16 protein-coding genes, 2 pseudogenes and 2 riboswitches are annotated in these 24,302 nt (G+C 42.4%); of the genes and pseudogenes, 11 read left to right on the forward strand and 7 right to left on the reverse strand.

The window, feature by feature from the left end; translation table 11 throughout:
* Positions 1 to 99 precede the first annotated feature (99 nt).
* The 4 genes and pseudogenes from RMX98_RS05115 to RMX98_RS05130 all read left to right on the forward strand — a co-directional run bounded on the left by RMX98_RS05115 (position 100) and on the right by RMX98_RS05130 (position 5,658).
* On the forward strand, positions 100 to 1,287 hold the full coding sequence (locus RMX98_RS05115) for a HetZ-related protein 2 (RefSeq protein WP_322676800.1): 1,188 nt from the start codon (positions 100 to 102) through the stop codon (positions 1,285 to 1,287).
* A 417-nt stretch (positions 1,288 to 1,704) separates the two neighbouring features.
* Positions 1,705 to 1,806 (forward strand): annotated as a pseudogene (locus RMX98_RS05120) (hypothetical protein); the annotation flags it as partial.
* 1,219 nt (positions 1,807 to 3,025) lie between these two features.
* On the forward strand, positions 3,026 to 3,709 hold the full coding sequence (locus tag RMX98_RS05125; protein ID WP_322676802.1) for a Crp/Fnr family transcriptional regulator: 684 nt from the start codon (positions 3,026 to 3,028) through the stop codon (positions 3,707 to 3,709).
* Between the two features lie 167 nt (positions 3,710 to 3,876).
* Positions 3,877 to 5,658: a M61 family metallopeptidase gene (locus RMX98_RS05130; protein WP_322676803.1), complete on the forward strand. Its 1,782-nt coding sequence runs from the start codon at positions 3,877 to 3,879 to the stop codon at positions 5,656 to 5,658.
* A 108-nt stretch (positions 5,659 to 5,766) separates the two neighbouring features.
* Here RMX98_RS05130 and pyk read toward each other — a convergent pair whose 3' ends face one another.
* The gene (gene pyk, locus RMX98_RS05135) at positions 5,767 to 7,536 is read right to left on the reverse strand and encodes a pyruvate kinase (protein ID WP_322676804.1); all 1,770 of its coding nucleotides are present in this window, start codon (positions 7,534 to 7,536) and stop codon (positions 5,767 to 5,769) included.
* A gap of 381 nt (positions 7,537 to 7,917) precedes the next feature.
* Here pyk and crtR point away from each other — a divergent pair, with 381 nt between their 5' ends.
* Entirely contained in the window at positions 7,918 to 8,808 is an 891-nt protein-coding gene (gene crtR, locus RMX98_RS05140; protein WP_322676860.1) for a beta-carotene hydroxylase, read from the forward strand.
* 79 nt (positions 8,809 to 8,887) lie between these two features.
* On the opposite strand, the pseudogene RMX98_RS05145 reads toward crtR, so the two are convergent.
* Positions 8,888 to 9,223 (reverse strand): annotated as a pseudogene (locus tag RMX98_RS05145) (Uma2 family endonuclease); the annotation flags it as partial.
* A 1,060-nt stretch (positions 9,224 to 10,283) separates the two neighbouring features.
* Here RMX98_RS05145 and RMX98_RS05150 point away from each other — a divergent pair.
* The 3 genes from RMX98_RS05150 to RMX98_RS05160 all read left to right on the forward strand — a co-directional run bounded on the left by RMX98_RS05150 (position 10,284) and on the right by RMX98_RS05160 (position 13,378).
* Entirely contained in the window at positions 10,284 to 10,757 is a 474-nt protein-coding gene (locus tag RMX98_RS05150; protein WP_322676805.1) for a TspO/MBR family protein, read from the forward strand.
* A gap of 89 nt (positions 10,758 to 10,846) precedes the next feature.
* Positions 10,847 to 11,320: a TspO/MBR family protein gene (locus RMX98_RS05155; RefSeq protein ID WP_322676806.1), complete on the forward strand. Its 474-nt coding sequence runs from the start codon at positions 10,847 to 10,849 to the stop codon at positions 11,318 to 11,320.
* A 1,227-nt stretch (positions 11,321 to 12,547) separates the two neighbouring features.
* On the forward strand, positions 12,548 to 13,378 hold the full coding sequence (locus RMX98_RS05160) for a dienelactone hydrolase family protein (RefSeq protein WP_322676861.1): 831 nt from the start codon (positions 12,548 to 12,550) through the stop codon (positions 13,376 to 13,378).
* A 67-nt stretch (positions 13,379 to 13,445) separates the two neighbouring features.
* Here RMX98_RS05160 and RMX98_RS05165 read toward each other — a convergent pair whose 3' ends face one another.
* Complete coding sequence (locus RMX98_RS05165) at positions 13,446 to 16,562, reverse strand: MFS transporter (RefSeq protein ID WP_322676807.1); 3,117 nt, start codon at positions 16,560 to 16,562, stop codon at positions 13,446 to 13,448.
* Between the two features lie 729 nt (positions 16,563 to 17,291).
* Between RMX98_RS05165 and RMX98_RS05170 the strand changes: the two genes are divergently transcribed.
* Positions 17,292 to 17,495 (forward strand): high light inducible protein, encoded by a 204-nt coding sequence (locus RMX98_RS05170; RefSeq protein WP_322676808.1) that lies wholly within the window; start codon positions 17,292 to 17,294, stop codon positions 17,493 to 17,495.
* Positions 17,496 to 17,536: 41 nt separating this feature from the next.
* Entirely contained in the window at positions 17,537 to 17,749 is a 213-nt protein-coding gene (locus RMX98_RS05175; RefSeq protein WP_322676809.1) for a high light inducible protein, read from the forward strand.
* A 248-nt stretch (positions 17,750 to 17,997) separates the two neighbouring features.
* Here the strand turns inward: RMX98_RS05175 and RMX98_RS05180 are convergent, their stop codons facing one another.
* The 4 genes from RMX98_RS05180 to ntrB form a co-directional block, all read right to left on the reverse strand.
* The gene (locus RMX98_RS05180; RefSeq protein ID WP_322676862.1) at positions 17,998 to 18,618 is read right to left on the reverse strand and encodes a universal stress protein; all 621 of its coding nucleotides are present in this window, start codon (positions 18,616 to 18,618) and stop codon (positions 17,998 to 18,000) included.
* 219 nt (positions 18,619 to 18,837) lie between these two features.
* Positions 18,838 to 19,047, reverse strand: a riboswitch (cyclic di-AMP (ydaO/yuaA leader).
* 16 nt (positions 19,048 to 19,063) lie between these two features.
* Entirely contained in the window at positions 19,064 to 19,900 is an 837-nt protein-coding gene (locus RMX98_RS05185; RefSeq protein ID WP_322676863.1) for a nitrate ABC transporter ATP-binding protein, read from the reverse strand.
* 50 nt (positions 19,901 to 19,950) lie between these two features.
* On the reverse strand, positions 19,951 to 21,393 hold the full coding sequence (locus RMX98_RS05190) for an ABC transporter substrate-binding protein (protein WP_322676810.1): 1,443 nt from the start codon (positions 21,391 to 21,393) through the stop codon (positions 19,951 to 19,953).
* An 84-nt stretch (positions 21,394 to 21,477) separates the two neighbouring features.
* Positions 21,478 to 22,329, reverse strand: coding sequence for a nitrate ABC transporter permease (ntrB, locus tag RMX98_RS05195; RefSeq protein ID WP_322676811.1), 852 nt, complete (start codon positions 22,327 to 22,329; stop codon positions 21,478 to 21,480).
* A gap of 98 nt (positions 22,330 to 22,427) precedes the next feature.
* Positions 22,428 to 22,635, reverse strand: a riboswitch (cyclic di-AMP (ydaO/yuaA leader).
* 416 nt (positions 22,636 to 23,051) lie between these two features.
* Between ntrB and RMX98_RS05200 the strand changes: the two genes are divergently transcribed.
* On the forward strand, positions 23,052 to 24,242 hold the full coding sequence (locus RMX98_RS05200; protein WP_322676812.1) for a HAMP domain-containing sensor histidine kinase: 1,191 nt from the start codon (positions 23,052 to 23,054) through the stop codon (positions 24,240 to 24,242).
* Positions 24,243 to 24,302 lie beyond the last annotated feature (60 nt).

Here is a 24,302-nt window from a genome sequence, read left to right on the forward strand (position 1 = left end):
AATTTTAGTGAATTAAGACGTAATAAAAGTAGAATCACTGAGCTATTTTCATGAAACTCATGAAGGGGCAGCTGCCGGTTAAACAATTAGGCGGAACGAATGGGGGTTGTGATGCAAACTTCAAAATTGAGTTTCGAGGAATGCAATCTCACTATGACAACGGATGTGGAAACACTTGCTGTAGATTGGCAAAAGCGCTTGGCTGTAGAATGTCCAGACCAAAATGAAGCCGCTAGGCAAAGCATTATTCTCTGGCTATTGGGATCTGACTCAAAACGGTTTGATTTGTTTAATCCTAAAGAACTCGATATCGCCAAGCAAGCGATGGAATATCGCTGGAGGATTTTACGTCAACGCTACTTAGGCTTGGGGCGAGAACGTGCTTATCGTAACTTGATAACACGATTGGGGAGTTTAGTAACATTACGGAATAAAATTCAGACATGGGTTTCCCTCAGCCGCGATCGCCAGCGCAGTGTGATGGATGTGTTACAAGAAGTACTCCAAGAATTACTCCAAAGCGATAGCCAGATGCAACAGCAAATGGCTGATATTGCCAAATATACAACCGATCGACGATTAGGGGATGCTCTGCTATTTGCCAGTGTAGAAGAATATTGTTTGCGGCCAGTCCGCAATCAACCCCTATTAGCTTACCGTTTTGTGAATTATTTGCGTCGTACTCAGCGCGGTGGTTTAACCCAAGTGCCTGGTAGTGACTTGATTAGACTAGTGTCAGAAGAAGTTCTTACAGACGACAGTGACAATCGAGTTAACTTAGTCGATAGTCTGGCGATCGCAGAATATCAAGAAGCACAACAACTAGAGGAACAACAGGTGCTGCGCCAGTCAGTACAAAAAGAATTTGAAAATTATTTACAACAAAATTTGGGAACAGATGCAGTGGAATGGCTACGACTCTATCTGCAAGGGAAGTCACAGGAAGAGATCGCCCAGAAACTGAATAAGCAGACCAAAGAAGTCTACCGACTGCGAGAAAAAATTAGTTACCATGCTGTACGTGTTTTTGCCCTCAAAGGTAAACCAGAACTCGTAGACAGTTGGCTCTCAATTTCCTTGCAAGAACATAATTTAGGATTAACGCAAAACCAATGGCAACAACTTAATGAAAAATTGACTCCACTAGGACAGCAGATTCTAGATTTGCGGAAAGCGGGTAATTCAATAGAAGCAATAGCCGAACACTTAAAACTCAAAACCCATCAAGTGCTAGGCGAATGGACAAAAGTCTATCTTGCAGCTCAAGCTTTAAGAACCCAAGAGTAGCCTGGAGTGGGAAATGGAGACTGGGGAGTGGGGAGCATACTTCGACTGCGCGGTAGTTGAGCGTAGTCGAAACTCAGTGCAAGTCGCTCGATTACCGCGTAGTCGAAGTGTCGAAACTCAGTACAAGTGCCCAATTCCCAATTCCCAATTCTCAGTAATATCCACAGTCTATAATCTAAAATTCATCTTTTACTTACGTAAACTTAAGTATATATAACTGAAATTTTAACAATTAAACAAAGTATCTTTATTAACTACTTATTGAATTAGAGGCAAAATATAAATAAACACCAACGAATCAAATCTATGTTGTCTTCAGAGGGCGAACGAAACGATACCGCAGCAAATAGACAGCAAATGTTAACTGCGGCTCAAACTAGGTGGGAAGAAGGAGGCGATCGCGAGCAAATATTCCAGATGATTGATAGTCTTTTGTCCTTTGAAGCTTGCCTCTACCACCAGATTTTGCCTTTTAGATTAGAAGGTAAAACCCTCTTGCTAGGTATGGTTCATCCCCAAGATAGCGAAGCCCTAGACTATGTTGGTCGCATTTTATCTTCTATCAATTGCACAATGGTGATTGAGGCGATCGCAGCCGACGCTCACCGTAGAATATTGTCAGCCTACCTCAACTATAAAAATACATACCAGCTAGATGCAAAAGTGCATCAGCCAACACCAGACTCTCCTCCAAGCAATAACATAGTTAGCACTGCTGAAACACCTGCTTCCTCCCTAGATGCTGACTCAGAACCAGTATTGATGGTATTTCAGACACAAAAGCGTCAACATTCTGGGCAACGCATAGACTTGCCTCCTATCCCACTAGACCAATCACCTCAAACTCCGACGCTCTTGCCCTCTATTTCCATAACTGAACAGGAAGAGACTTCCGAAGCAGCAAATAATTTACCTATTTTACCCACACAAGTTGCCGAACTACTGAGTCCAACTGAGTCGCTAACAACACTGCCATCGAAGAAATTACTAGAAGAATTACTGGGGCGAATCTTGGCTGGGGGAATTGGTCGCCTGTACTTAGAAAGACAAGCTTACGAAGGCAGGATACTGTGGAGTGACAATGGAGTTTTACAGTCTGTATTAGATAAACTGCCGCTCTCGATTTTCCAAGGAGTACTGAATGAATTAAAGCGGTTTGTTTGCCTGCCTGTTACAACGGTTGCAGAACCAAAACAGGTAGAAAAGGAATACGTATATCAAAAAAACCGCTTATTATTACGCTTACGAGTCATGCCGGGAATCTACGGCGAAGAGGCAACACTCCAAGTATTGCGGGGAGCAGCATTAAAATTTTATCAACAACAACAATTAACGCGTCTGGGGCGCGATGCTTTAGGAATTTCTCAGCAACTAAGCTTTAAGTTACATGAACTACAAGAAAGGCTTTTATTAAATCCCAGCCATGATTCTCAGCAATTAGAGGCTTTAGTTACCCTAAATCAATTAGTAAAAAATTTAGACCAACAAATCAAAATACTGGCACTAGATAGCAATCCACCAACAAACAGTAAATCATCGGTATGTAAGTGAAAACGCTGATTTCGATCGCATACATAATTGTTATGTTGTAATGGAACCCTAGACCGATAAAGCTTAGAGGTTCATCTCAGATAAATACAAATTTTGCGATCGTATTCTAAGTAAGATTACGGTTTAAACAAACTTATAGTAGCAAAGTTAGTTTCCCGCTCTTGAATCCCATTGTTGCAAATATTTCATGCTAACTGAGGTTTTTAGTGAACTTTTTCCCTTAATGAGTACAGCCAATCCACAGACTTTGGAATGGCTACTCAACGTTGCAATTGAACATGAATACCCATCTGGGCGAGCCGTTGTGATGGAAGATGCCTGGGGTAACGCCGTTTACTTCGTGGTTTCTGGTTGGGTCAAAGTCCGGCGTACCGTCGGGGACGATTCAGTAGCTTTGGCAATTTTTGGGCGTGGCGATTTTTTTGGAGAAATGGCAATTTTGGATGAATCTCCACGCTCAACCGATGTCATTGCCCTTTCACCAGTGAAGTTACTTAGTATCTCCAGAGAGCGTTTTATTCAAATATTGTTTAAAGACCCGCAGTTACATCACCGGATGTTGCAACTGATGGTGCGGCGATTGCGGCAAATTAACCAGCGCCTACAAATGCGGTCTTCACCACCAGCAGTTAAACTCGCCCATACTCTAGTGACTTTGGGTGAAAGCTATGGTCAGGAATCAGACTTAGGAAGAGAAATTTTTAACGTTCCCTTTAAAGATTTAGCAGAGGTGACAGAAATCGGGGTTGAAGAAACAACCAAAATCATGGAAAAGCTGAATGAAAAAGGGTGGATAAAAATTGATAGTGCCAACAACATCACTTATCTTGTGAACTTCAAACAGTTGATGAATTTGGCTGGCAAAGTGTAATTGCTTTATCCGATTCTCTACAAGACGCTCTGCGTAGGTTGCTTTTTGTAGATTTAACGCCAAAGATTTTGGATAATGACGAATGAAAGGCTGTTTGTGTGCGATGTTAAAAGCAAATTTGTCATGATGGGGAAAATTACCCATTGATTATTAACTCAGTACACAAAATGACTAAAGCAACCGCAACTCGTCCCAATACCTACGTTGAGGAAACTGGGCCAACGATTCATTACCTGGTAGCAATGCCACAACCAGAAACCCATCTGTTTGAGGTGACTTTACAGCTTGTCGATTATTCCTCACCGATTCTCGATTTAAAACTGCCAGTGTGGACACCCGGTTCCTATTTAGTCCGGGAATACGCGAAAAATTTACAGGATTTTGAGGCTTTTGCAGAGAATAAGCCTTTAACTTGGCGGAAGATCGGTAAAAATCACTGGCAGGTAGACAAAATAGGTATTTCAGAATTAACTGTACGTTACCGGATTTTTGCCAATGAGCTATCGGTACGGACAAATCATTTAGATACTACCCACGGTTATTTTAACGGTGCGGCACTATTTTTTAGAATATCTGGCTGGGATAAGCAACCTATTCGCGTCACCATAGTACCACCACAGCCGGAATGGCAGGTAACTACCGCCTTATCACACGTTAGTGAAGAAACGAATACTTTCTTAGCTGGCGATTTTGATACTTTGGTGGATACTCCCTTTGAGATTGGTTCCCACCAATTGTATAAATTTGAGGTATTAGGAAAACCTCATGAATTGGCAATCTGGGGACAAGGTAATTACCAAGTTCAGCAGATGATTGCTGATATCCAAAAAATTATCCAGGTAGAAGCGCAGATGTTTGGCGGTTTGCCATATCAACGATATGTGTTTCTGCTACATTTATTTAGCCAAGCTTTTGGCGGTTTGGAGCATAAAGACTCTTGCTCCTTAATTTATCAGCGTTTTGGATTTCGCGCTCAGGAAAAATACGATCGCTTTATGCAATTAGTTGCACACGAATTCTTTCACTTGTGGAATGTCAAGCGAATTCGTCCAAAAGCATTAGAGGTTTTTGATTACGATCAAGAAAACTACACACCATCACTATGGTTTTGTGAGGGCACTACTAGTTACTACGACTTGTTAATTCCTTTGCGGGCGGGAATTTATGATGTTAAGTCGTATTTGAATAACTTGGGCAAGGAAATTACTAAGTATCAAATGACACCTGGACGCAAAGTACAACCTGTTTCTGAGTCGAGCTTTGATGCCTGGATAAAACTTTATCGCCCAGATGCCAATAGCGGTAATTCTCAAATTTCTTACTATTTAAAAGGAGAAATGGTATCGTTGCTGCTAGATTTGCTGATTCGCTCTACTCACAAGAATCAGCGCTCCCTCGATGACGTGATGCTAAAAATGTGGCAGCAATTTGGGCAAGATGAAATTGGCTATACCCCAGAACAGTTACAGGAAGTTATCGAATCTGTTGCCGGAATCGATTTGACTGATTTCTTTAAACGCTACATTGATAGTACTGATGATTTGCCTTTCAATCAGTATTTAGAACCCTTTGGCTTGCAGTTGCTAGGTGAACAGCAGGAAGAACCTTACTTAGGCGTGAGAATAAATACAGAAAATGGGCGGGAGATGGTTAAGTTTGTGGAGACTGGTTCACCTGCACAGGTAGGGGGAATTGATGCAGGTGATGAGTTGTTAGCAATTGATGGGATTAAGATAACAGCAGGTGGCTTAAGCGATCGCCTGAAAGATTATCAACCAAACGATACCATCCAAGTCGCAGTTTTCCACCAAGACGAACTGCGTACCTATTCCATCACCCTAGCCTCGCCACATCCGATTCGATATCAGGTAAAGCCTGTTGACCATCCTAACTCCACACAGCAGCAAAACTTTGCTGGGTGGCTTGGGGCTGCGATCGCAACTGTTTGATTTAGGGAATTGCTAATTGCTAATTGCTAATTGCTAATTGGGTATGGGTTCTTCTGATTGTCTCCCTCATCCTCCCTATTAGCCATTAGCCATTAGCCATTAGCATCCTTAAGCCGTTCTCACTGCCCCAGAGTAAATCAAACCCCGTTGCAGATCCAGCGTTATAATCGCTCCATCCCGAATTGCCTGCGTTGCCTGCTTCACGCCGACAATTACTGGCACACCAAGACGCAACCCAATCACTGCTGCGTGACTTGTAAGACTTTCATCTTCAGTAATAATCCCGGCAGCTTTCCTAATTGCCTCGACAAAATCGGCACTAGTGCGGGGTGCAACCAATATGTCTCCAGGATTAAAGTTACTCACATCCATACCAGTATTGGCCACCCGTGCGCGACCACTTACTGAACCTTGTCCTAGTCCAATTCCCTGACCTAGTACTGCCGTTACCACCTCTACCTTAATCAAATCTGTAGAGCCAGAAATACCCTGGAGTGTGCCGGCGGTCATCACTACTAAATCTCCCTGCGACAGTAACTGAAGTTCCTGAGCCACGTTAATCGCAGCTTGAAATGTCTGACCAGTGGAAGGTAATCCTAGCACCAACAACGGTTTGACTCCCCACACCATTTGTAGCTGCCGCGCCACATTTACATGGGGTGTCACTGCCAAAATCGGTGTTTGGGGACGGAACTTAGAGACATTGCGAGCTGTTGCCCCAGTTTGCGTTAAGGTCATGATTGCAGATGCGCCTAATTGTTCGGCAATTTGACCTACAGCTTGACTAATCGCATTGGGAATGGAGCGCCGGGAATCTTTTAAAGAACGTAAGTTTAAGTGTTGGGCTTGTTCTTGCTCCATCCGCTCGGCAATTCGTGCCATCGTCGCCACTGCTTCTACAGGGAAGCTACCCACGGCGGTTTCATTGGAGAGCATTACCGCGTCTGTGCCGTCTAAAATCGCGTTTGCCACATCCGAAACTTCAGCGCGAGTGGGACGGGGATTGCTCACCATGCTATCTAACATTTGAGTAGCGGTGATGATGGGAATGCCCAAGCGATTTGCAGTCGCAATTAGCCGTTTTTGGAGTACCGGAACATCTTCTGCTGGCAATTCCACCCCTAAGTCGCCTCTGGCAACCATCACGCCATCACACAAAGCCAGAACCGCCTCCATTTGTTCAATAGCTTCATGCTTTTCAATTTTGGCAACCACTGGCACTAACTTGCCTGTACTAGAAATTAGTTCTTTAATTTCGATCATGTCCTGGGGATTGCGGACAAAGGAAAGTGCCACCCAATCGACACCCTGATCTAGACCAAACATCAGATCCTCTCGGTCTTTGTCGGTCATTGCCTTAATTGACAGGTAAACGCCGGGAAAGTTTACGCCTTTGTTGTTAGAAAGTTTACCAGGTACGGTGACGCGACAATGCAAATCACCTTTGTCCCGATTAATTTCCTCCACCAGCATTTCTACTCGTCCATCGTCGAGGAGAATTTTTGCCCCGACTGGGACTTCTTCGGCTAAATAATCGTAGGTGACGCAACTAATTTCTTGCGTTCCTACTACTGGACGATTTGTCAAGGTGAAGCGATCGCCTTTTGCCAAAACTATAGACCCATTGTCAAACTTCCCCAAGCGAATTTTTGGGCCCTGCAAGTCTTGGAGAATAGCCACTGGCTGATTTAATTCAAAAGCGGTTTGCCGAATTAAGCGAATACTACGCTGATGGTCGGCATGAGTTCCGTGAGAGAAGTTTAGCCGTAGCGTCGTGGCTCCCGCTTCAATAATCGCCTTGAGCATTTCAGGACTGCTAGTGGCGGGGCCAATAGTAGCGACAATTTTTGTCCGGCGCAGAGAATCTCGTAATTGCATAAGGGCTGAAGTTAGGGAGCTATCTGGGAAGTCATCGTAACTGAAGTGGCATCTCCTTTTCAGTCACTGCTATATCAATCAGATATAAGCAGTTAGATGAGGGTTTATGGGAGAGTGGGGGCTGTGGGATAGACTAGATATAGTACATCAATCTTGTATCCATCCTCCTAACGAAAGAGTTTATTCCATCAACTTCTTGCCGATTGTCATACCCCACTTATCAGTAAAGACTAGGCTTCGTCTGGAATCATAGCGTTATTCATCTGCTGATATGCAAAGCTGTGGATAAATATTGCTATACAAAAATTTGCAAAACTTTATTATTCACTAATATTTATCGTATATTCGTAATGTCTGCTCAAGAAGGAGTCAATGTTAGAGATGATCGCATCGGAGGCACAAAAGCCACTGACAATCCCACCCAAGGAATTTTTAGCGCCTCCTGGTGATTTCAATCCGACGCTGCTGTTGTTTTCTGTTGCTGTATCCATGTTGGTATTATCCAACTTTGGTTACTGGCTTTGGGAATGGCCGCACTGGCTATGCTTTTGCATTAATACTATTGCCTTGCATTGTGCTGGAACAGTAATTCATGATGCTTGTCACCAATCTGCCCATCGCAATCGGGTGATAAATGCGATGTTAGGGCATGGCAGCGCTTTGATGCTAGCTTTTGCTTTTCCTGTATTTACGCGAGTGCATTTACAGCATCATGGTCATGTCAATCATCCTAAAGACGACCCGGATCATTATGTCTCTACGGGTGGGCCGTTGTGGTTGATTGCAGTGCGCTTTTTGTATCACGAAGTATTTTTCTTTCAACGGCGACTGTGGCGTAAATATGAGCTACTAGAATGGTTCATCAGCCGCTTAATTGTTGGTGTAATTGTTTATATCTCAGTGCAGTACCACTTTTTGGGTTACATTCTGAATTTTTGGTTTATACCGGCTTTTGTGGTGGGGATAGCACTGGGATTATTTTTTGACTATTTGCCTCATCGTCCTTTTGCAGAGCGCGATCGCTGGAAAAATGCTCGCGTCTATCCTAACCCGATTCTCAATATCTTGATTATGGGACAGAATTACCACTTAATTCATCATTTGTGGCCTTCTATTCCTTGGTATAATTACCAACCTGCATACTATGTGATGAAACCCCTGTTAGATGAAAAAGGATGTTATCAAACTTCAGGGTTGTTGCAGAAAAAGGACTTTTTTGAATTTGTTTATGACATCTTTTTAGGAATTAGATTTCATCATCAAAAAGAATAGAGTTATTCCATAATACTTTTGAATGCGTGAATGCGTGACTTTCGCCTTGCGATACTAGACTATTAAGAATGATTATTTTCTAACCAACATTACCCGCAGACAACACTTGTTCAACTGTAAGTGCAATTTCCGGGAAAATTGCAGACACAATTTGCTGGCTGCCGCTAAACTCTTTTTCCTCGTACAATCCTTCTGATAACAATAAAATTGTAATTTTTGACTCTATTGGATCTACAATCCAATATTCAGGAATCTCTAACGCTGCATATTCAGAACGTTTATATCGATAATCGCGTTTTACTGAATCAGGACTGACAACTTCCACTACTAATATCGGCGCAGACTGACAAACCGCAGACTCATCAAGGAATTCCATTACCTGTTCAGCCCTTACAACATAAACATCAGGCAATTTTATGCGATCGCTACGTCCGCCGCAGGCATCGCATTTACTAAACATCAAAAGAGTGATTTCTGTGTGACTTACTCTTTGTAGACATCCTGCGGGATCTTGCTACCTTTGCTTAATTCAATTGGTAAAAGAGTGCGTAGGCGCAGCCCAACCTAAGCATCGCACTTTTAGTTGGTATAAGATTAATTAATTGGATCGCTTTCCAAACAAAGCCAAATCAGTAATTTTGGTTAGTGATGGATGCAAGCGATCGCAGTAATTAAACTCTCGTTATCTTAAAAGCGGAAGCTGCTACTGGCTACGCAAAACACCGAAACGTGAAAGCGGAAGCTGCTACTGACTACGCGAAACACGGAAACGTGAAAGCGGAAGTTGCTACAGGGAAGACGGAAGCTGCTACAGGGTACGCGAAACACCGAAACGTGAAGGCGGAAGTTGCTGCAAGGAAGGCGGAAGCTACTACAGGGTGCGCGAAACACGGAAACGTGAAGGCGGAAGCTGCTGCAAGGAAGACGGAAGTTGCTACAGAGAAGATAAACAGATAAATTTTTTGGTTACGAAGGATTTTGGCCCCTTGCTTTCTCTGTTTTGTTGAGGGTTTTAGATTTGAGCGATCGCCTCGAAAATTGCCCGCGAATCTACCTAACTCATACCTCTCTAGTTACTAAAAGCTCTTAGTTAGAACGAGGTGCACCTCACCAAAAAAATAGAATTGTTGCATAAAGCGATGCTTAGGTTGGGCTACGCCAACGCCTCCAAAGCGATAGCGATGCCAATGCCCATAATAGACCTCTTGCAAAAGTGCTTTTTGCAAGAGAGGGGAAAAGGGAAAAGGTTATGGTTCGGCAAGCTCACCAACCAGGGGAAAGGGAAAATAACAAACCTTTCCCCCTTTCCCATTCCCCTTTTCCCGACTTTTGCAAGAAGTCTAATTTAAAATCCTGCCAAACGATGCGAAGGGTTCAAACTCAGGGATGATGAGTAATTAGCAATTAAATTGACAAAATCAGACTATAAAGAGTGATATTAAGCGATAGATAGCGCTTGTAAAGGACTAACGGGCATGATTAAATCTTGGATGGTGATTGGGGGCGTGGCTTTTTTGGTTGCTTTAGCCGCGAACGTGATTACGCCTAGCGATCGCCAATGGTTCAAGCGTTTACAACGACCAAGATGGCTAACTTTTGAGGGCGCAATTCCGATTATTTGGACTGTAATATTTATTTGCGGTGCTTGGTCAGCTTATATTGTCTGGGAAAAAGACCCAGGAAGCACCTCAACCTGGTTAATCATGGGTTTATATCTGCTATTAGAAATTGTCACCATTGCCTATACGCCTGTAATGTTCAAGCTTCGCAGTCTGAAAGTGGGCACAATTCTCGGTGGCACAGGTTTGATAATTAACGCTTTATTGATACTTGCAGTTTTAAATATTTCTGGTTGGGCAGCATTGCTATTAGTTCCTTATTTGCTCTGGAGTCCCATTGGTACTTATACCACTTGGCAGATGATCCGTCTCAATCCTCAAGATGCCTAAGAATCGCACCAGGGAATGATTAAACATCTAGCCTAAATTGTCAAACTTGCAGTGTATGACTTGACAAATACACAAAACTTGAGTGCATTATGATTCCATCTTGGATAATAATTGGGGCTGTAACTTTCTTTGTCGCCCTTGGGAGTTTCTTGATCACTCCGCGTGATGTTAAATGGTTTGCAAAGTTAAGTCGCCCTCGCTGGCTAGTTTTTGAGCCACTGATTCCAGTCATCTGGACTGTGATTTTTATTTGTGGTGCGGCTTCAGCTTATATTGTCTGGGAAAAAAATCCCGGAGGCATCATTACTTGGCTATTAATGGCTTTGTATCTTTTGGTGGAAATTATCACCGTTGCCTACATACCTATAATGTTGAGGTTTCGCAGTCTCAAAGCTGGGGAAATTCTTGGGCTAATCGGTTTGATTTCAGGTGTTGTTCTTGCAATCTGCGTTTTGCCAATTTCTTTAATGGCGGCGCTGTTACTCCTTCCCTATCTAGTTTGGACTCCCATAGGTACTTACACCACTGACGAGTTAAAAGAACTGAATCCTCAAGATGCTTGAATAAGAATTCAGAAGTCTGAATTCAGTAGCCAGAACGCATGAGGGATGAACGCTTATTCATCCCTCATGCGTTCTGCAAGAAAGATTTAGCGTTCGATTGAGCGCTCATACCAAAATCCGCTATAGGACTCATATTTGATTTTTGAAAAAAATTCGGTACACCTTAATCTTCTAAAATCCCCTTGCCTATTGCCTACTAAGCCAAGTGATTTCAGTAATCAAACCAGATTCCTATAGATTACTTATTAAACCTGAAGAACCCCACCCGCCAAAGCTATGCTTTGTCTCCCCTTGCTAAGGGGCTATCCATTAGTCGCATCTTTCTTAACCAGAATTTACGCAAAACCGACACAACAAGTTCAAGATTTTTTCATGAAAAATATTTTTTAGCGCCCAAAAATTAAAAGTTATAAGAAGTCATCACTTGCACCTTTGACATCAGAGCATATAGCTTCAATAATATTCTTACGTAAAAATCCGTACTCCTATAGAAATTTTATTTGATTTTTGCTAAATATACTGAGATCCAAAACCTAATCCGGTTAGCTCTGAGTCAGCTTGGCTTTGATAAATCAAATGGGATTTCTATATAAACTGGCATTAATTAGGGTTGCATTATGCTTTTCTCGAATTCAAAAACCAGCTTAAAAACTCGCAAAAAAAATAAAATAGGCACAGTTTTTTGGACTCATAGTAATATTGTTCTGCTTACTGGATATTTAATCATTTTCCCGATTTGTACGTTGATAACCTTATCCTTATTATTACCCTTATTCACTGCTAGCTTATTCGCTTCTATTGAAAACTCGTACCACTCTACATCAATTCCTTGGATAGATGATGCATCTGAATGTGAACATACTGGGAGAAATTGGAGCGATCATAAGTGTTGGGATAAGGAACACAATCCTATGTTCTAAATGAAGATTGTACTCAAAGAGTCCGCAAAGAATTTAAACAATTGTCATAGAAAGATAAAACAGGCTTTAGTCTGCCGACAATCTCAAGGCTTCTCTAATTTTCGCTGAATTGACACTCCAGCTTTAAATGCGGCTGGAGTAAGTTAATTTGATTATTTGTAAGCGATCGCTAAATATGGAACAAGAACACTTGGATAAGAAACGAAGCTAATTATTACGGTAAGCTGATTGATAAATTGTAGTATTTGTTTTAAAGTACTGTACGGCTAAGAAATAATCAAGTTTTTGGCAATTCAAGGTAGAGATGATGCAAGAAGTAACTCGCCGCAAATTTATTGCAACAGCCACCCTAGCAACGGGTTTTGCCCTCGCAGTCCAACCCATTTCTGCCCAAGTCATCACCACTGATGCCAAGGGATTAGTAGCTGGTGCGGTGAAAATTCCAGTCCGAGATGGCGAAATTCCTGCCTATAGAGCAGCACCTGCGACTGGTGGCAATTTCCCAATTGTTCTGGTAATCCAAGAAATCTTTGGCGTACACGAGCATATTCAGGATATCACTCGTCGCTTTGCTCGGTTGGGGTATTTAGCGATCGCACCAGAATTATTTGTGCGTCAAGGTGATGTCTCAAAGTTAAGCAACATAGACGAAATTCGCCCAATTGTTGCTAAAGTACCAGATGCCCAGGTATTATCTGATCTTGATGCCACAGTCGAATGGGCAAAGAAGTCAGCTAAGGGTAATGGTAATAAGTTAGGAATTACAGGCTTTTGTTGGGGTGGTCGCATTACCTGGTTATATGCAGCACATAATCCCCAGGTGAAGGCAGGCGTAGCGTGGTATGGACGACTCGTAGGTGATGCTACCGAACTTCAACCCAAATATCCCATCGATATTGTCTCGACGCTGAAAGTCCCCGTTCTCGGACTCTATGGAGGGAAAGATACAGGTATTCCCCTAGATACTGTAGAGCAGATGCGCGATCGCTTAAAGTCCAGTAGTAGCAAATCTGAAATCATCGTTTACCCCGATGCACCCCATGCATTTTTTGCCGATTATCGTCCCTCCTACCGTGAGAAAGAAGCCAAAGAAGGTTGGAAACGTCTTTTGGCATGGTTTAAGGAGTATGGCGTGTAAGTCTGCATAACATAAAAAAGCCTCCCATCATGGGAGGCTTAAAAGTTAGCAAAGACAAATTGTTACACTACCTAACTACAGCGAGCGCTCCTCCTAATGCAGAGAAAATGGCGGAGACGAGTGCTGTGGCAAACAACCACCAAGCGGCTGTAGCTGCGGCTTTGCGGGTTTCTTCTGCTTGCCGTTGTGCTTGATGCTTCACCTGTTCTAGGCGGCGTTGGGCTTCATGCTGTATGCGTTCTGCACGTTGCAATACTGTGTTGCGTGCCCGTTCAATTTGGTCGATGATCCGGTTGGCATCTTCCTCAGAGATGTCCTCACGAGAACTCATAATTGCCACTAGAGTATCACGGTCAAAGGAGGACAAGCGATCGCGCAGGGCATCAAATCCGGCTTGGGGATCGTCAAAAACTGTGCGAATATCGCGCTTAATACTATCATAGTTAAGTTCTGGGCGATCCAGGGAGTTGAGATAGTTACGAATGCGGGCAAAAACCCCGTCAATTGCATCTTGAATGCCCCGTTGGATGCTGCGTACTTGTTCGACAAATTGCTCCCTTACGGACACTATGTTATCGGCAATCCGCGCAGCTTCTTCATCAGAAATATCTTCCCGAATTTTCAGCAGGGCGATGATGGTATCACGGTCAAACTGGGAAAGGCGATCGCCAAAACTTTCTACACCGACTCGCGGATCGTGCAACAATAATTGCAAGTCGCGTTTGATACCTTCTGGGTTGAGTTCTTCTTTACCCGTTTGACGCAGATACTCTTCCAAATAACCTTTGAATGATTCCACTCTTTGTTGTGTACGGCTAGCTAGACGACGAGGCGCACGTACAAAGTTACGAATCGAAGTTTGGGTAGAATCAATGATTTCATTGACTTGTTCTTCACTCAAGTCTTGGCGTTGACTGAGCAATTTCACTAGTGTATCCCGGTCTACCTGCGACAACCGACGGCGCAATGCGACGGCTCCTTCTTTGGGATTTTCAAACAATTTGTTCAAATCTCGCTGAATTCCTTCAGGATTGAGTTCTTGTTTGCCAGTATTGCGGAGATAATCTGCGATCGTTGTCGTCACAGAGTCGTATTGCTCTTTAGCTTTACCGACTACAATTTGGGGTGTGTGGCGGATATTGTACCATGACTCCTCAGTAGCATTGATGATTTGATTAACTTGATCTTCACTCAAATCTTCCCGTTGACTCAACAACTGTACTAAGGTATCGCGGTCAAAGCGAGACAAGCGTGCCCGAATTGAACTAATTCCAGCTTGGGGATCTTCCAGTAGCTTTTTGAAGTCGGCGCGGATGGCATCAGGATTCAATTCTGATTTGCCGGTGTTACGCAGATATGATTCTACATTCAGCCACAGGGTTTCTGCTTGATATTGTGCCTGTTCTGCTAATCCTTTGGATTCTACCAAGACGCGATCGCGTTGTTTTTCCAACTCATCGACAATGCTATCTACTTCATATAACTGGACATCGTTACGTTGTAGCAATATCTGCCGAATTTCTTGGCGGTCAAGGTGCGCTAGTCGCAATGTCAGAGTTTCATAATCTGCCTCTGAGTCTTCCAGCAGTGGTTTAAAATTCTGCTCAATGCCTTCGGGTGTCAAATCTGCCTTGGAAGAAACGAGCAGATAACTTTCTACTGCGCGTTGCAAGTCTTGAACTATATCTCTTTCTTCAATAGCTCTGACTGTTACTAGCACTTCTTGGCGGACAGTTTCTAGCTGATTGGCAATGCGTTGAATTTGACCTTGAGTCAGCAATCCTCGTTGTTGCAAAATTTTGACGAAATCATTGCGGGATAGTCGTTCTAGTTCCCTACGGACGATTCCAGGATCGGCTGCTGGGTCGTAGATAACATCATGAAATTCCTGGGCAATTCTTTCTGGACTCAGTTGCCAAGCATAAGTATTGTACAGGTAGTTTTCGATATCAGCCCGAATTGGGCTATAGGGTTGTGATGGTGTTGGCAAGCCTAACTTATCTGCTTGTTCGGTGACTTTATCTTTCGCGCTAGTAAGACTACCTAAGATTTTTTCCACATCCAAATCAGACAAATCTGCGCGTCCCAACACAATGCCCGTTAAAGCAGATAATCCTTGCTGGAGTGTACTTTGAATTGGCCCTGAAGCAGTTTTTTGGTCAGATTCTTTGGAACCACCCTTTTCTGCTAGTAACCGATCTAGCTTGGCGTTGAGTTCATCTGTCTTGCTTTGTCCTGCGGGGAGTGATTTCAGATAATCGACTAACTCACCCAAACGGTCTTGGGTGGCTGGTTGCTGACTTACCACTTGCTGCCAAACTTTATACAGGGTATCAGCAATCCGGCTAACGTCTTTTTTGGAAAGATCGGTGCGGCTGCTGACTAACTCGATAAACTTTTGGCGGTCGATGTTGCGGATATCTGGAGTCCCCGCGATCGCTTTTAGTTGCGGATCGTTGAGTAAATTTTCAAAATCACTCCGAATCTTCGACACATCTAACTCTGGAGGTCGCAGCTTGTCTAAGTAATCTTCAATGTTTTCCCGGATACTCACGGGGTCGATGGCGCTTCCTAGTTCTCGACGCACGGCGGCGGCGGCGGCTTCAGCTGTCGCTACCACTTGGTTATTCACAGCTTTAGCGCCCAAGGCGGCGGTAGCAGTCCCCATAATCGCCTGAAACCCAGATGTTGCTGTATTCACAACTGAGCCGATTAAGGAGCCTACAGTGGTGGAACTTACCCAAACGAGGAGCAGAAAGTAAGCGCCCCAAATCACCAAACCGAGAATTGCTCCCAATGTTGGGTCTAGAATTACAAGGCTCAATTTTACCGCCAGAAAAGAAGCAATTAATAAGGCGATCGTCACAGTGACTAATGTCCAAATCCCCACTGCTGTGCCGATTTTGCGAATGCTGCCGCCCAAACTTCCTACTTCCCCATTATCTGAATCCGAGTCAGATGAGTGCCCCAGGTAGGAAATACCAGCTGCAAGAGAAAGATTAGTTAGAACTAATTGGAAAGCAAAGGCTAGAATCACGCCAGAGATTAAAGCCACAAAAAAGCGCGGCCCAGAAGTGAGAACCGATGCCTGTGCTGGCGTGACGTTTGAGCTATCTACTGAAGTCTGTGCCACCCATAATAGTGGTTTGTAGAGCCCCAGCATGATTTCCGTACTTTGGAACATTGGATTTCCTTCTTCTAAGTAAGTTTAAATTTGAGCGAATTAAGAATTTCTTGAGAAGCAACTCTTAGTATTTCTGTCTGTATCTATGGCAATATCCAACTCTCTTTAGCTCAGAATCGTAGAATTTAGCTGTTTAAAGCATCTCTCCAAAGATTGAAAACTGTATCCAACGGAAGATATAACTTTTACTTTCTCTCGGTGGTAATTTTAATAAAATTGACAATTACTATTAATTATGTATTGCTATCTTTTAATTGCTGATTTTTTGTAGTGATTAATTCTGTTTAAATTATAATTTTATTCTAGATACTTTACATTTGTTTACATATCTATTTTTGCTCACCCTCTTAAGGTGGATATCTTTACAAGAATAGATTTTTGATAATCGTCCAGAAGAAGTGCTTATAGTTTGTGCCTACAGGCAGAAAGAATTCTAGTTACAAATAGCTACATTAAAGTTAACAAACGAATCGTTGAGGATAAAAAGATGGCAAATCGTTTTTATAAACTAAATATTTGTCATTAATTGCAACAGAATAAAATCATTGCGATCGCAATGATTTTATGTTTGATGAAACTCCTCAAAGCTAAATTTTAAACGGTCGTTTTGCAATGATTGGCTTTCTTGCCTATTTAGTTTGGGATTTAGTTGGCTACAGAGTTTTGCACTTAATTAGTTACGAAAGCATTTAAAGAATAAAAACCAACTTGATTAGGAAGGAAAAAACAATGGAAACTCGTCCCTCTACTGATTTACCACCTGTTGCAGCAGAATACAACGGCATAGATCGCAATGCATTTTTGTTTGGCTGGACTCCTCAAGCGGAAATTTGGAATGGTCGCTTGGCGGCTATAGGCTTTGTTGCTTATTTGCTTTGGGATCTAGCTGGTTATAGCGTCTTGCGTGACGTATTGCACTTAATTGGCTACTAGAAACTAAACACCTAAAAAGCTACTAAATTTTGGAGAAAAAAATGGCAACTCAAGAAACTCGCCCTTCTACTGATTTACCACCTGTTGCAGCAGAATACAACGGCATAGACCGCAATGAATTTCTATTCGGTTGGACTCCTCAAGCGGAAATTTGGAATGGTCGCTTGGCGGCTATAGGCTTTGTTGCTTATTTGCTTTGGGATTTAGCTGGTTATAGCGTCCTACGTGATGTATTGCACCTAATTGGCTACTAGTATTCTGCCACAAGGATTCTGACATATTAAGTAAGTTAGTAGTAAGCACTTAAGTACTTACTACTAACTTACCAATATATCAAGCAACTTGCTATTCTACTGATTTAGCAATTGTTACATCAAAATATAAAAGTGCTAGTCTTCTACACTTACGTTATAGAGTTTAATTAATTGCATAATAGTGAAAAAAGCCACCTAGTTTTAGGTGGCTTCTCTATAATAAAAATTACTGAAATTTCCAACAACGATTATTCATCAATACAACTGGGAATACCCAAAACAGCACACGGAAAATTAAAACCTAAAGCCTCAATCATCGGATGATTGACAGAGTTGCAACCTAAAAACAGAATATCGGCAGTTTCTGATTCAACAACTTTCTTAAGTTCTATGGCAATGGAGCCAAACCGGAGGTGAGATTTGAAGGAACCTTGCCATTCTTCAGCCAGACTTCTAGCTTGCCAAAGAATTATATCTGCTTGTTGCAGGGGAGCGATCGCTGTCTGTAATTTAGGTTGAGTTAATACCTGTGTGATAGACTTTGATACTTCACTGAGTTCACATTCCAATGAAGACTTTTGTTGGGGAAAGCTTAAGATATTTGGATACTGATTGCTTTGATTATCTTCTACTACATAAACGGCTTGAACTGTAACTTCTGCATTAGTGGCTAAACGCGTTTGATGGGCAATCCAAAAGGCAATATCTAATGCTGTATGACTGTTAGGAGATGCGTCATAAGCAACAATTAGATTAACTGCTTTTGGTTCTTGAGATTTTTTAGAAAAAGGTTTTTTTGGTTCTGGTAACAGTACCATTTGTTCAATTAAGTCATCTCGACCTGTGGCACTTTGCAGACGTGCTAACATTGGCTTGATTTGCACAGCTTTACTTCTCCTAATGAAATGAATTAGCAATGAGAAGCAGGGAGACAAATTTTGGATTTTGGACTTCGGCTTACCTCGGCTCCGCTCGGCACAAGTCGCTCAGTCGAACGATTTTAGATTGAGTGACGATAACCAAAATCTCAAATCTTAAATCAGTCAAGGAAACCCCAATAATAACTGTATTACAGCCAAAGTCTTGGGGGTTCCTTCCATTGCCTACGGAGTTAGCTGACGGGCTAAGACTGGAAGGTGTCTCTCTCTTAGGAGTGCTGAGTGCTGAGTGCTAAGTTAATATTAATAATTCTTAACTTCTGACTCTTAACTCCTCATTTTCTATGAGATACGCCCCACAATATGGTTCCTCCGTTCCAAATCCAGCTTTCATGAATTTGAATTAGGCTACCCACTAAAAAAATGATAATCTAATTTACTCGTCTTGGGCAAAATATCGATCAAGGAAATTTAAGGCGTGGTTGCGGAGTTCAAAATACTCTTTTGAGTTTCGCATGGCAGCGCGATCGCGCGGATGCTCAAAAGGAATTTCTAAAATCTCCCCGATATTAGCAGCTGGGCCATTGGTCATCAAAACGATGCGATCGGACATATAAATTGCTTCGTCTACATCGTGGGTAATCATCATCACTGCTTGACGATTATTTTCCCAAATATCCAATACCTGCCGTTGCAATTTGCCACGAGTTAGTGCATCTAATGCCCCAAAAGGTTCATCCATTAGCAACATTTTGGGACGAATTGCTAAGGCTCTGGCAATACCTACTCGTTGTTTCATACCTCCAGAAATTTCATCGGGATATTTGTCAGCCGCCGCCGTCAAGTTTACCATTGCCAAGTGTTCATTTACAATGCTAATTTTCTCGGCACGATTAGCATTTTTTAACACTTCATCTACGGCTAAACGGATATTTTCTCGCACTGTTAACCAAGGTAACAGCGAATAGTTCTGAAATACCATCATCCTTTCGGCTCCCGGCTGACGAATTTCTTTCCCATCTAGCCTGACTGAGCCGGAAGTTGCTTTTTCTAAACCAGCGACTATCTTTATGAGAGTTGATTTCCCACAACCTGAGTGACCAATTACAGAAATATATTCATCTTCACCAATCGTTAGATTAACTCCATCTAAAACTACAAAGTTATCTTTATCAGGTGTCGGATAAGACTTGACTAAATTTTCAATTTCTAAAAATCCAGCGCGGGGCATAACTTCGGTCTGGGTATTAACAGGTAATGAGGTATATTCCATCATCAAAGGCTCCGGAAATAATTTAGTCAATCAATATTTAAACTTGGGAATTAAGACATGAAAAAACGAGTGGGAGCGTTAGCCCTGATGGCAAAACTATTCAGATAACCCACTGGATCGCTGGGGTCGAAGCCTTTCTTATCTATAAATACCTCTGGTGGTTCGACCTTGTAATCATCCTTGGGACATTGGATGCCCATTTCTGATGCTATCTCCCGATATAAATCTGCTCTCCAGCCAAGTTCTGCTAGTTTCTCGGCATTTTTGGGGAATTGCTTGATTTGTCCCCACCGCGCTGCTTGTGTCATCAACCACATACTTCTCGATCTCCATAAGAATGTGGAATGTTCTCCTGGCTGTTTGGGAACGTTGTCAGGAATATCGAAGAAAATCGTGGTGTCGGCGGCTTTGATGGTGCGGTCTTTGCCGTCAAAGCCGCCATAGTTGTAGTTGCCGAGAATACCCGGACTTGTATATTTCGCAATTGGGGCATTTTTCTTTTTGGGTTTAGCACCTGTAAAGGAACGGTCTGTAAGCAGTTCGGCTACTTCTTGGCGGTTTTCTGCTTTGCTGCAATACTGACAGGCTTCAATCATCGCCTTGACTAGAGAACGATAGGTTTTGGGATATTGGTCGATGAAAGATTCCATCACGCCCAAAAGTCGATCTGGGTGTCCCAACCAGACTTCTTTACCTTGTGCGAAGGTAAAGCCGATGTTTTCGTTACCTGTTATTGCTCGTGTGTTCCAGGGTTCTGCAACCATATAAGCTTGCATCGCACCAATCCGCACGTTTGTTACCATTTGCGGGGGCGGAACGATGATGATCCGAAACTCTTTAAGCGGATCTACACCCGCAGCAGCGGATAAGTAACGAATAAAGTATTCGTAAATGGAGGAACTCAAAACAACCGCCCAAACTTTACCTTCTGGCGGTTGCTTGTCAAAGTAGCCTCGGAAATCGCGCCCAAAGGCTTCTAGCGCGCCATCACCATATTGTTCTTGGTACTCATACCACGGACGCAGCCCAAAATCCCACATGGCTTTGTCCATTGTCATGGCGTTACCGTGGCGGTGAATGGTCATGGCTGCACACAAGGGGGCATGGCGTGCGCCTTCAGCACCAATTCTGGCGTTGGTGACGGCACCAGATACTACAGGCGAAGCATCCAAGCGACCAAAAATTACACCGTCGCGGGAAGTAGCCCAACTGGCCTCACGGTTGAGTGTGACGTTCAAACCATATTTGCGGAAGAAGCCTTTTTTCCAGGCGATCGCAAATGGCGCACAATCATTAACGGGAACGTAACCAACTGTAAGATCGGCTTTTTCTAGGTCGCTGCTTTTAACTACTGGTTGCACAACTAAAGCTTCTTCAGTTAGTCCTTTGGCGGATCTATCTCCTGAAATCGCACAGGAAGATAACGCTATTCCCGTTGTGGTTGCTCCTATTCCTTTGATAAAATCTCGTCGAGTCCAGTTATTATCACCCATTTTTGTAGCTCCATTGGTGATTAATTGCTCACGCTCTAGGCGTGAGTTAATGAGTATATGGTGTATTGGCGGGAAAAAGTTTAATTAGTTAGAAGCTGTAGGACGGTGAGTTGCTAATTCTTGGATTTTGCCCACGACATAATCAAGAATCAATCCAGTTAAGCCAATTATGAACACAGCTAAAAAGACTGAACTTAAATTTAAGCGACTCCATTCATCCCAAACAAAAAAGCCGATACCAATACCGCCTGTGAGCATTTCCACGGCAACGATAACCAGCCAAGCTATTCCTAAACTAATTCGTAAGCCCGTAAAAATATACGGTAAACTTGCAGGCAAAATTATTTTTGTAATCCGTCGCCAATGCGGCATTTCCAAAACTCGTGCCACATCTAAATAATCTTGGGGAACGCTAGAAACTCCTAAGGCAGTATTAATAATTGTTGGCCATAAAGAGGTAATAAAGATGACAAAAATAGCTGAAGGATCTGCTAAGTTGAAAATTGCTAAAGCGATGGGTAGCCAAGCTAGGGGCGATACAGGTTTAAAAATTTGAATGATTGGATTAAGCGCTAGCATTGCCGGTCTGGACATACCAATTAGAAACCCCAGAGGAATCGCTACTACTGCACCCAACAAAAAGCCTATTAATACTCGGCGCAGACTTGCGATCAATAGCCAACCAATTCCTAAGTTGCCTGGGCCTCGCTGATAGAAGGGATTTAAAATGTAGTCTAGATTAGCAATTAACGCTTCTGGTGGGGTGGGCATCAATTCATGGTTGGCAAGTGCAACGATCCACCACAACACAATTATTCCTAAGAAACCCAATATAGGTAGAAAGAAAACATCCTTGACAATTACAGGTTTTGTTTTTTTCCAAGCAGCTTGTCCAGCGATCGCCGCGATCGCAGCCAAATTTAGTTGAAATATCATTTACGACCTCAACAGATTTAAGTGCAGGTACAAAAAATCCGAGCAGTACCAGCCTTGGACACTGATGAGATTGGAACATTATAAATAATGCCGTCTCTTCAGTCTCCTCTCAATGCCTACGAAGTTAGCTGACGGGCTAGGGCTGAGAGATGCCCTTCTGAAGAAAGTTATAAGTTATGAGTTAAGTATTTAGTAAACTAACTCCTCACTCCCAACTTTTGACTTTCTATGAGATACGCCCCACAATTTGGTTCCTCCGCTCCAGCGTTATGCACTGTGACACGCTGAATTAGGCTGACTTACTCTAATGGATACTAAATTATGCACAATATAACATCGATCCTCAGTAAAAGCCATCTATCTTATGAGAAATGTTGTTTATTTTAATACTTAAATTAAGTGTTATCAATTACTTACTAAAAATAAATAAGACTTGTATGTTTAGTTGTGTTGTGAGTTAACTCCTTGCACAGACAGCTAAACAAGATAGTTAGGCAAAGTATCAAAAATGTTACGTGCTTAATTAATATTTTTTAATACAAAACAGAATATACCGATAAAATTTTATATACGACTACTTAATTAGCAAACAAAATAACATGTATAATCTATTCCTTTTGGTAGGTGAACTAAGTTGTTAAATTTGGTAAAAACCCACTGCACTCGTTAAACTAATTGGATATGGAAGTTTACTCATCTATCTCCTAGCTGAATTTAACATAATGGATTTTAGTCAAGTACTGGCTGAAAAAACGGATACCATCGTCGATAAATGGATTTTAGCAGTTCGCAAGGATAGACGGATTGAAAGTGCTGATGACTTATCTTATACAGCAGTAAAGGATCACGTCCCTGATGTTTTGAAAGCTATGGTGACAGTACTTTCAAAATCTCAGGATAATGATATTCAGTCAATAGTTACAGCCAGTTTTCAGCATGGAGCTATTCGAGCCGAACAAGGCTTTGATCCAGCAGAAATCGCCAGAGAATATCATCTGCTGCGAACAATAATACTTGATGCTCTACAAGCAGATTTATTGGCAGGAACACCTGTAGAGATAATTCGTTCTATGCGTTTGATTGACGCTATCCTAGACGAAGCGATTGCTCGATGTTTCAAGAGTTATGTTGAGGAACGCTTGCGGGAATTACAGCAGTTGCAGGCATCACTAACGCTCCATAATGAGGAACTTACACGGTTAATTAGCGCCAATCAAGAGTATCTTTCTCAACTAGCACACGAATTAAAACATCCTCTAACTTCTATAATTGGTTATTCGGATCTGTTTTTACGCCAACAACGACGAAAGGCTGATATAAAAGAGAACTATACTAATTTAGAACATATTGAGCGGGTACTACGCAATGGTAGACAGTTACTCCATTTAATCAATGATGTACTAGAACTTTCTCGCTATGAGGCAGGACAGATAAAAATCCAATTAGCGCCTACCGATGTGCGGGAATTAATCGATAATATCTGTCAAATGTTGGAACCTTTAGCTGCGGGAAAAAATTTACAAATCGTAGTCGATTGCGATCGCATCCCTGAAAAATTAATCACAGATTCGTTTCAGTTGCAACAGATTATTACAAATCTTCTTAGTAATGCGATTCGTTATACAGAGTCGGGGACTATTATTATCATGTGTCAGATGTTGGAGAAGCAGAGATGGGCGATCGCAGTATCTGACACTGGGATTGGCATTGCACCCGAAAACCAAGGCCAAATATTTGAACCCTACTTTCGCGTCAGTTCTAGCGATCGCCCCTATCTTCCTGATAGTACAGGATTGGGATTAGCGATCGTCTCACGTTTAGTAAAACTATTGCAAGGTCAAATTAACCTAGCCTCACAAGTAGGCGTTGGTTCTACTTTCACCGCAATTTTTCCTTTAGAAGTGGAGTTTTAAAAGTATTGGGCGATTGAAATCGCCGGAGCTTTACAAACATCTTCTTATACCATTTCACTA

The sequence above is a fragment of the Nostoc sp. DedQUE02 genome (genome assembly GCF_034531035.1).
Classification (GTDB): domain Bacteria; phylum Cyanobacteriota; class Cyanobacteriia; order Cyanobacteriales; family Nostocaceae; genus Nostoc.

Bases quoted from the DNA above. Each gene is read 5' to 3' on its own strand.
- RMX98_RS05175 (WP_322676809.1), top strand. From the start codon at position 17,537: ATGGCAACTCAAGAAACTCGCCCTTCTACTGATTTACCACCTGTTGCA.
- RMX98_RS05190 (WP_322676810.1), bottom strand. From the start codon at position 21,393: ATGGGTGATAATAACTGGACTCGACGAGATTTTATCAAAGGAATAGGA.
- RMX98_RS05130 (WP_322676803.1), top strand. From the start codon at position 3,877: ATGACTAAAGCAACCGCAACTCGTCCCAATACCTACGTTGAGGAAACT.
- RMX98_RS05180 (WP_322676862.1), bottom strand. From the start codon at position 18,618: ATGTTAGCACGTCTGCAAAGTGCCACAGGTCGAGATGACTTAATTGAA.
- RMX98_RS05155 (WP_322676806.1), top strand. From the start codon at position 10,847: ATGATTCCATCTTGGATAATAATTGGGGCTGTAACTTTCTTTGTCGCC.
- RMX98_RS05150 (WP_322676805.1), top strand. From the start codon at position 10,284: ATGATTAAATCTTGGATGGTGATTGGGGGCGTGGCTTTTTTGGTTGCT.
- RMX98_RS05125 (WP_322676802.1), top strand. From the start codon at position 3,026: ATGCTAACTGAGGTTTTTAGTGAACTTTTTCCCTTAATGAGTACAGCC.
- crtR (WP_322676860.1), top strand. From the start codon at position 7,918: ATGATCGCATCGGAGGCACAAAAGCCACTGACAATCCCACCCAAGGAA.
- RMX98_RS05185 (WP_322676863.1), bottom strand. From the start codon at position 19,900: ATGGAATATACCTCATTACCTGTTAATACCCAGACCGAAGTTATGCCC.
- RMX98_RS05170 (WP_322676808.1), top strand. From the start codon at position 17,292: ATGGAAACTCGTCCCTCTACTGATTTACCACCTGTTGCAGCAGAATAC.
- RMX98_RS05160 (WP_322676861.1), top strand. From the start codon at position 12,548: ATGCAAGAAGTAACTCGCCGCAAATTTATTGCAACAGCCACCCTAGCA.
- ntrB (WP_322676811.1), bottom strand. From the start codon at position 22,329: ATGATATTTCAACTAAATTTGGCTGCGATCGCGGCGATCGCTGGACAA.
- RMX98_RS05200 (WP_322676812.1), top strand. From the start codon at position 23,052: ATGGATTTTAGTCAAGTACTGGCTGAAAAAACGGATACCATCGTCGAT.
- RMX98_RS05165 (WP_322676807.1), bottom strand. From the start codon at position 16,562: ATGTTCCAAAGTACGGAAATCATGCTGGGGCTCTACAAACCACTATTA.
- pyk (WP_322676804.1), bottom strand. From the start codon at position 7,536: ATGCAATTACGAGATTCTCTGCGCCGGACAAAAATTGTCGCTACTATT.
- RMX98_RS05115 (WP_322676800.1), top strand. From the start codon at position 100: ATGGGGGTTGTGATGCAAACTTCAAAATTGAGTTTCGAGGAATGCAAT.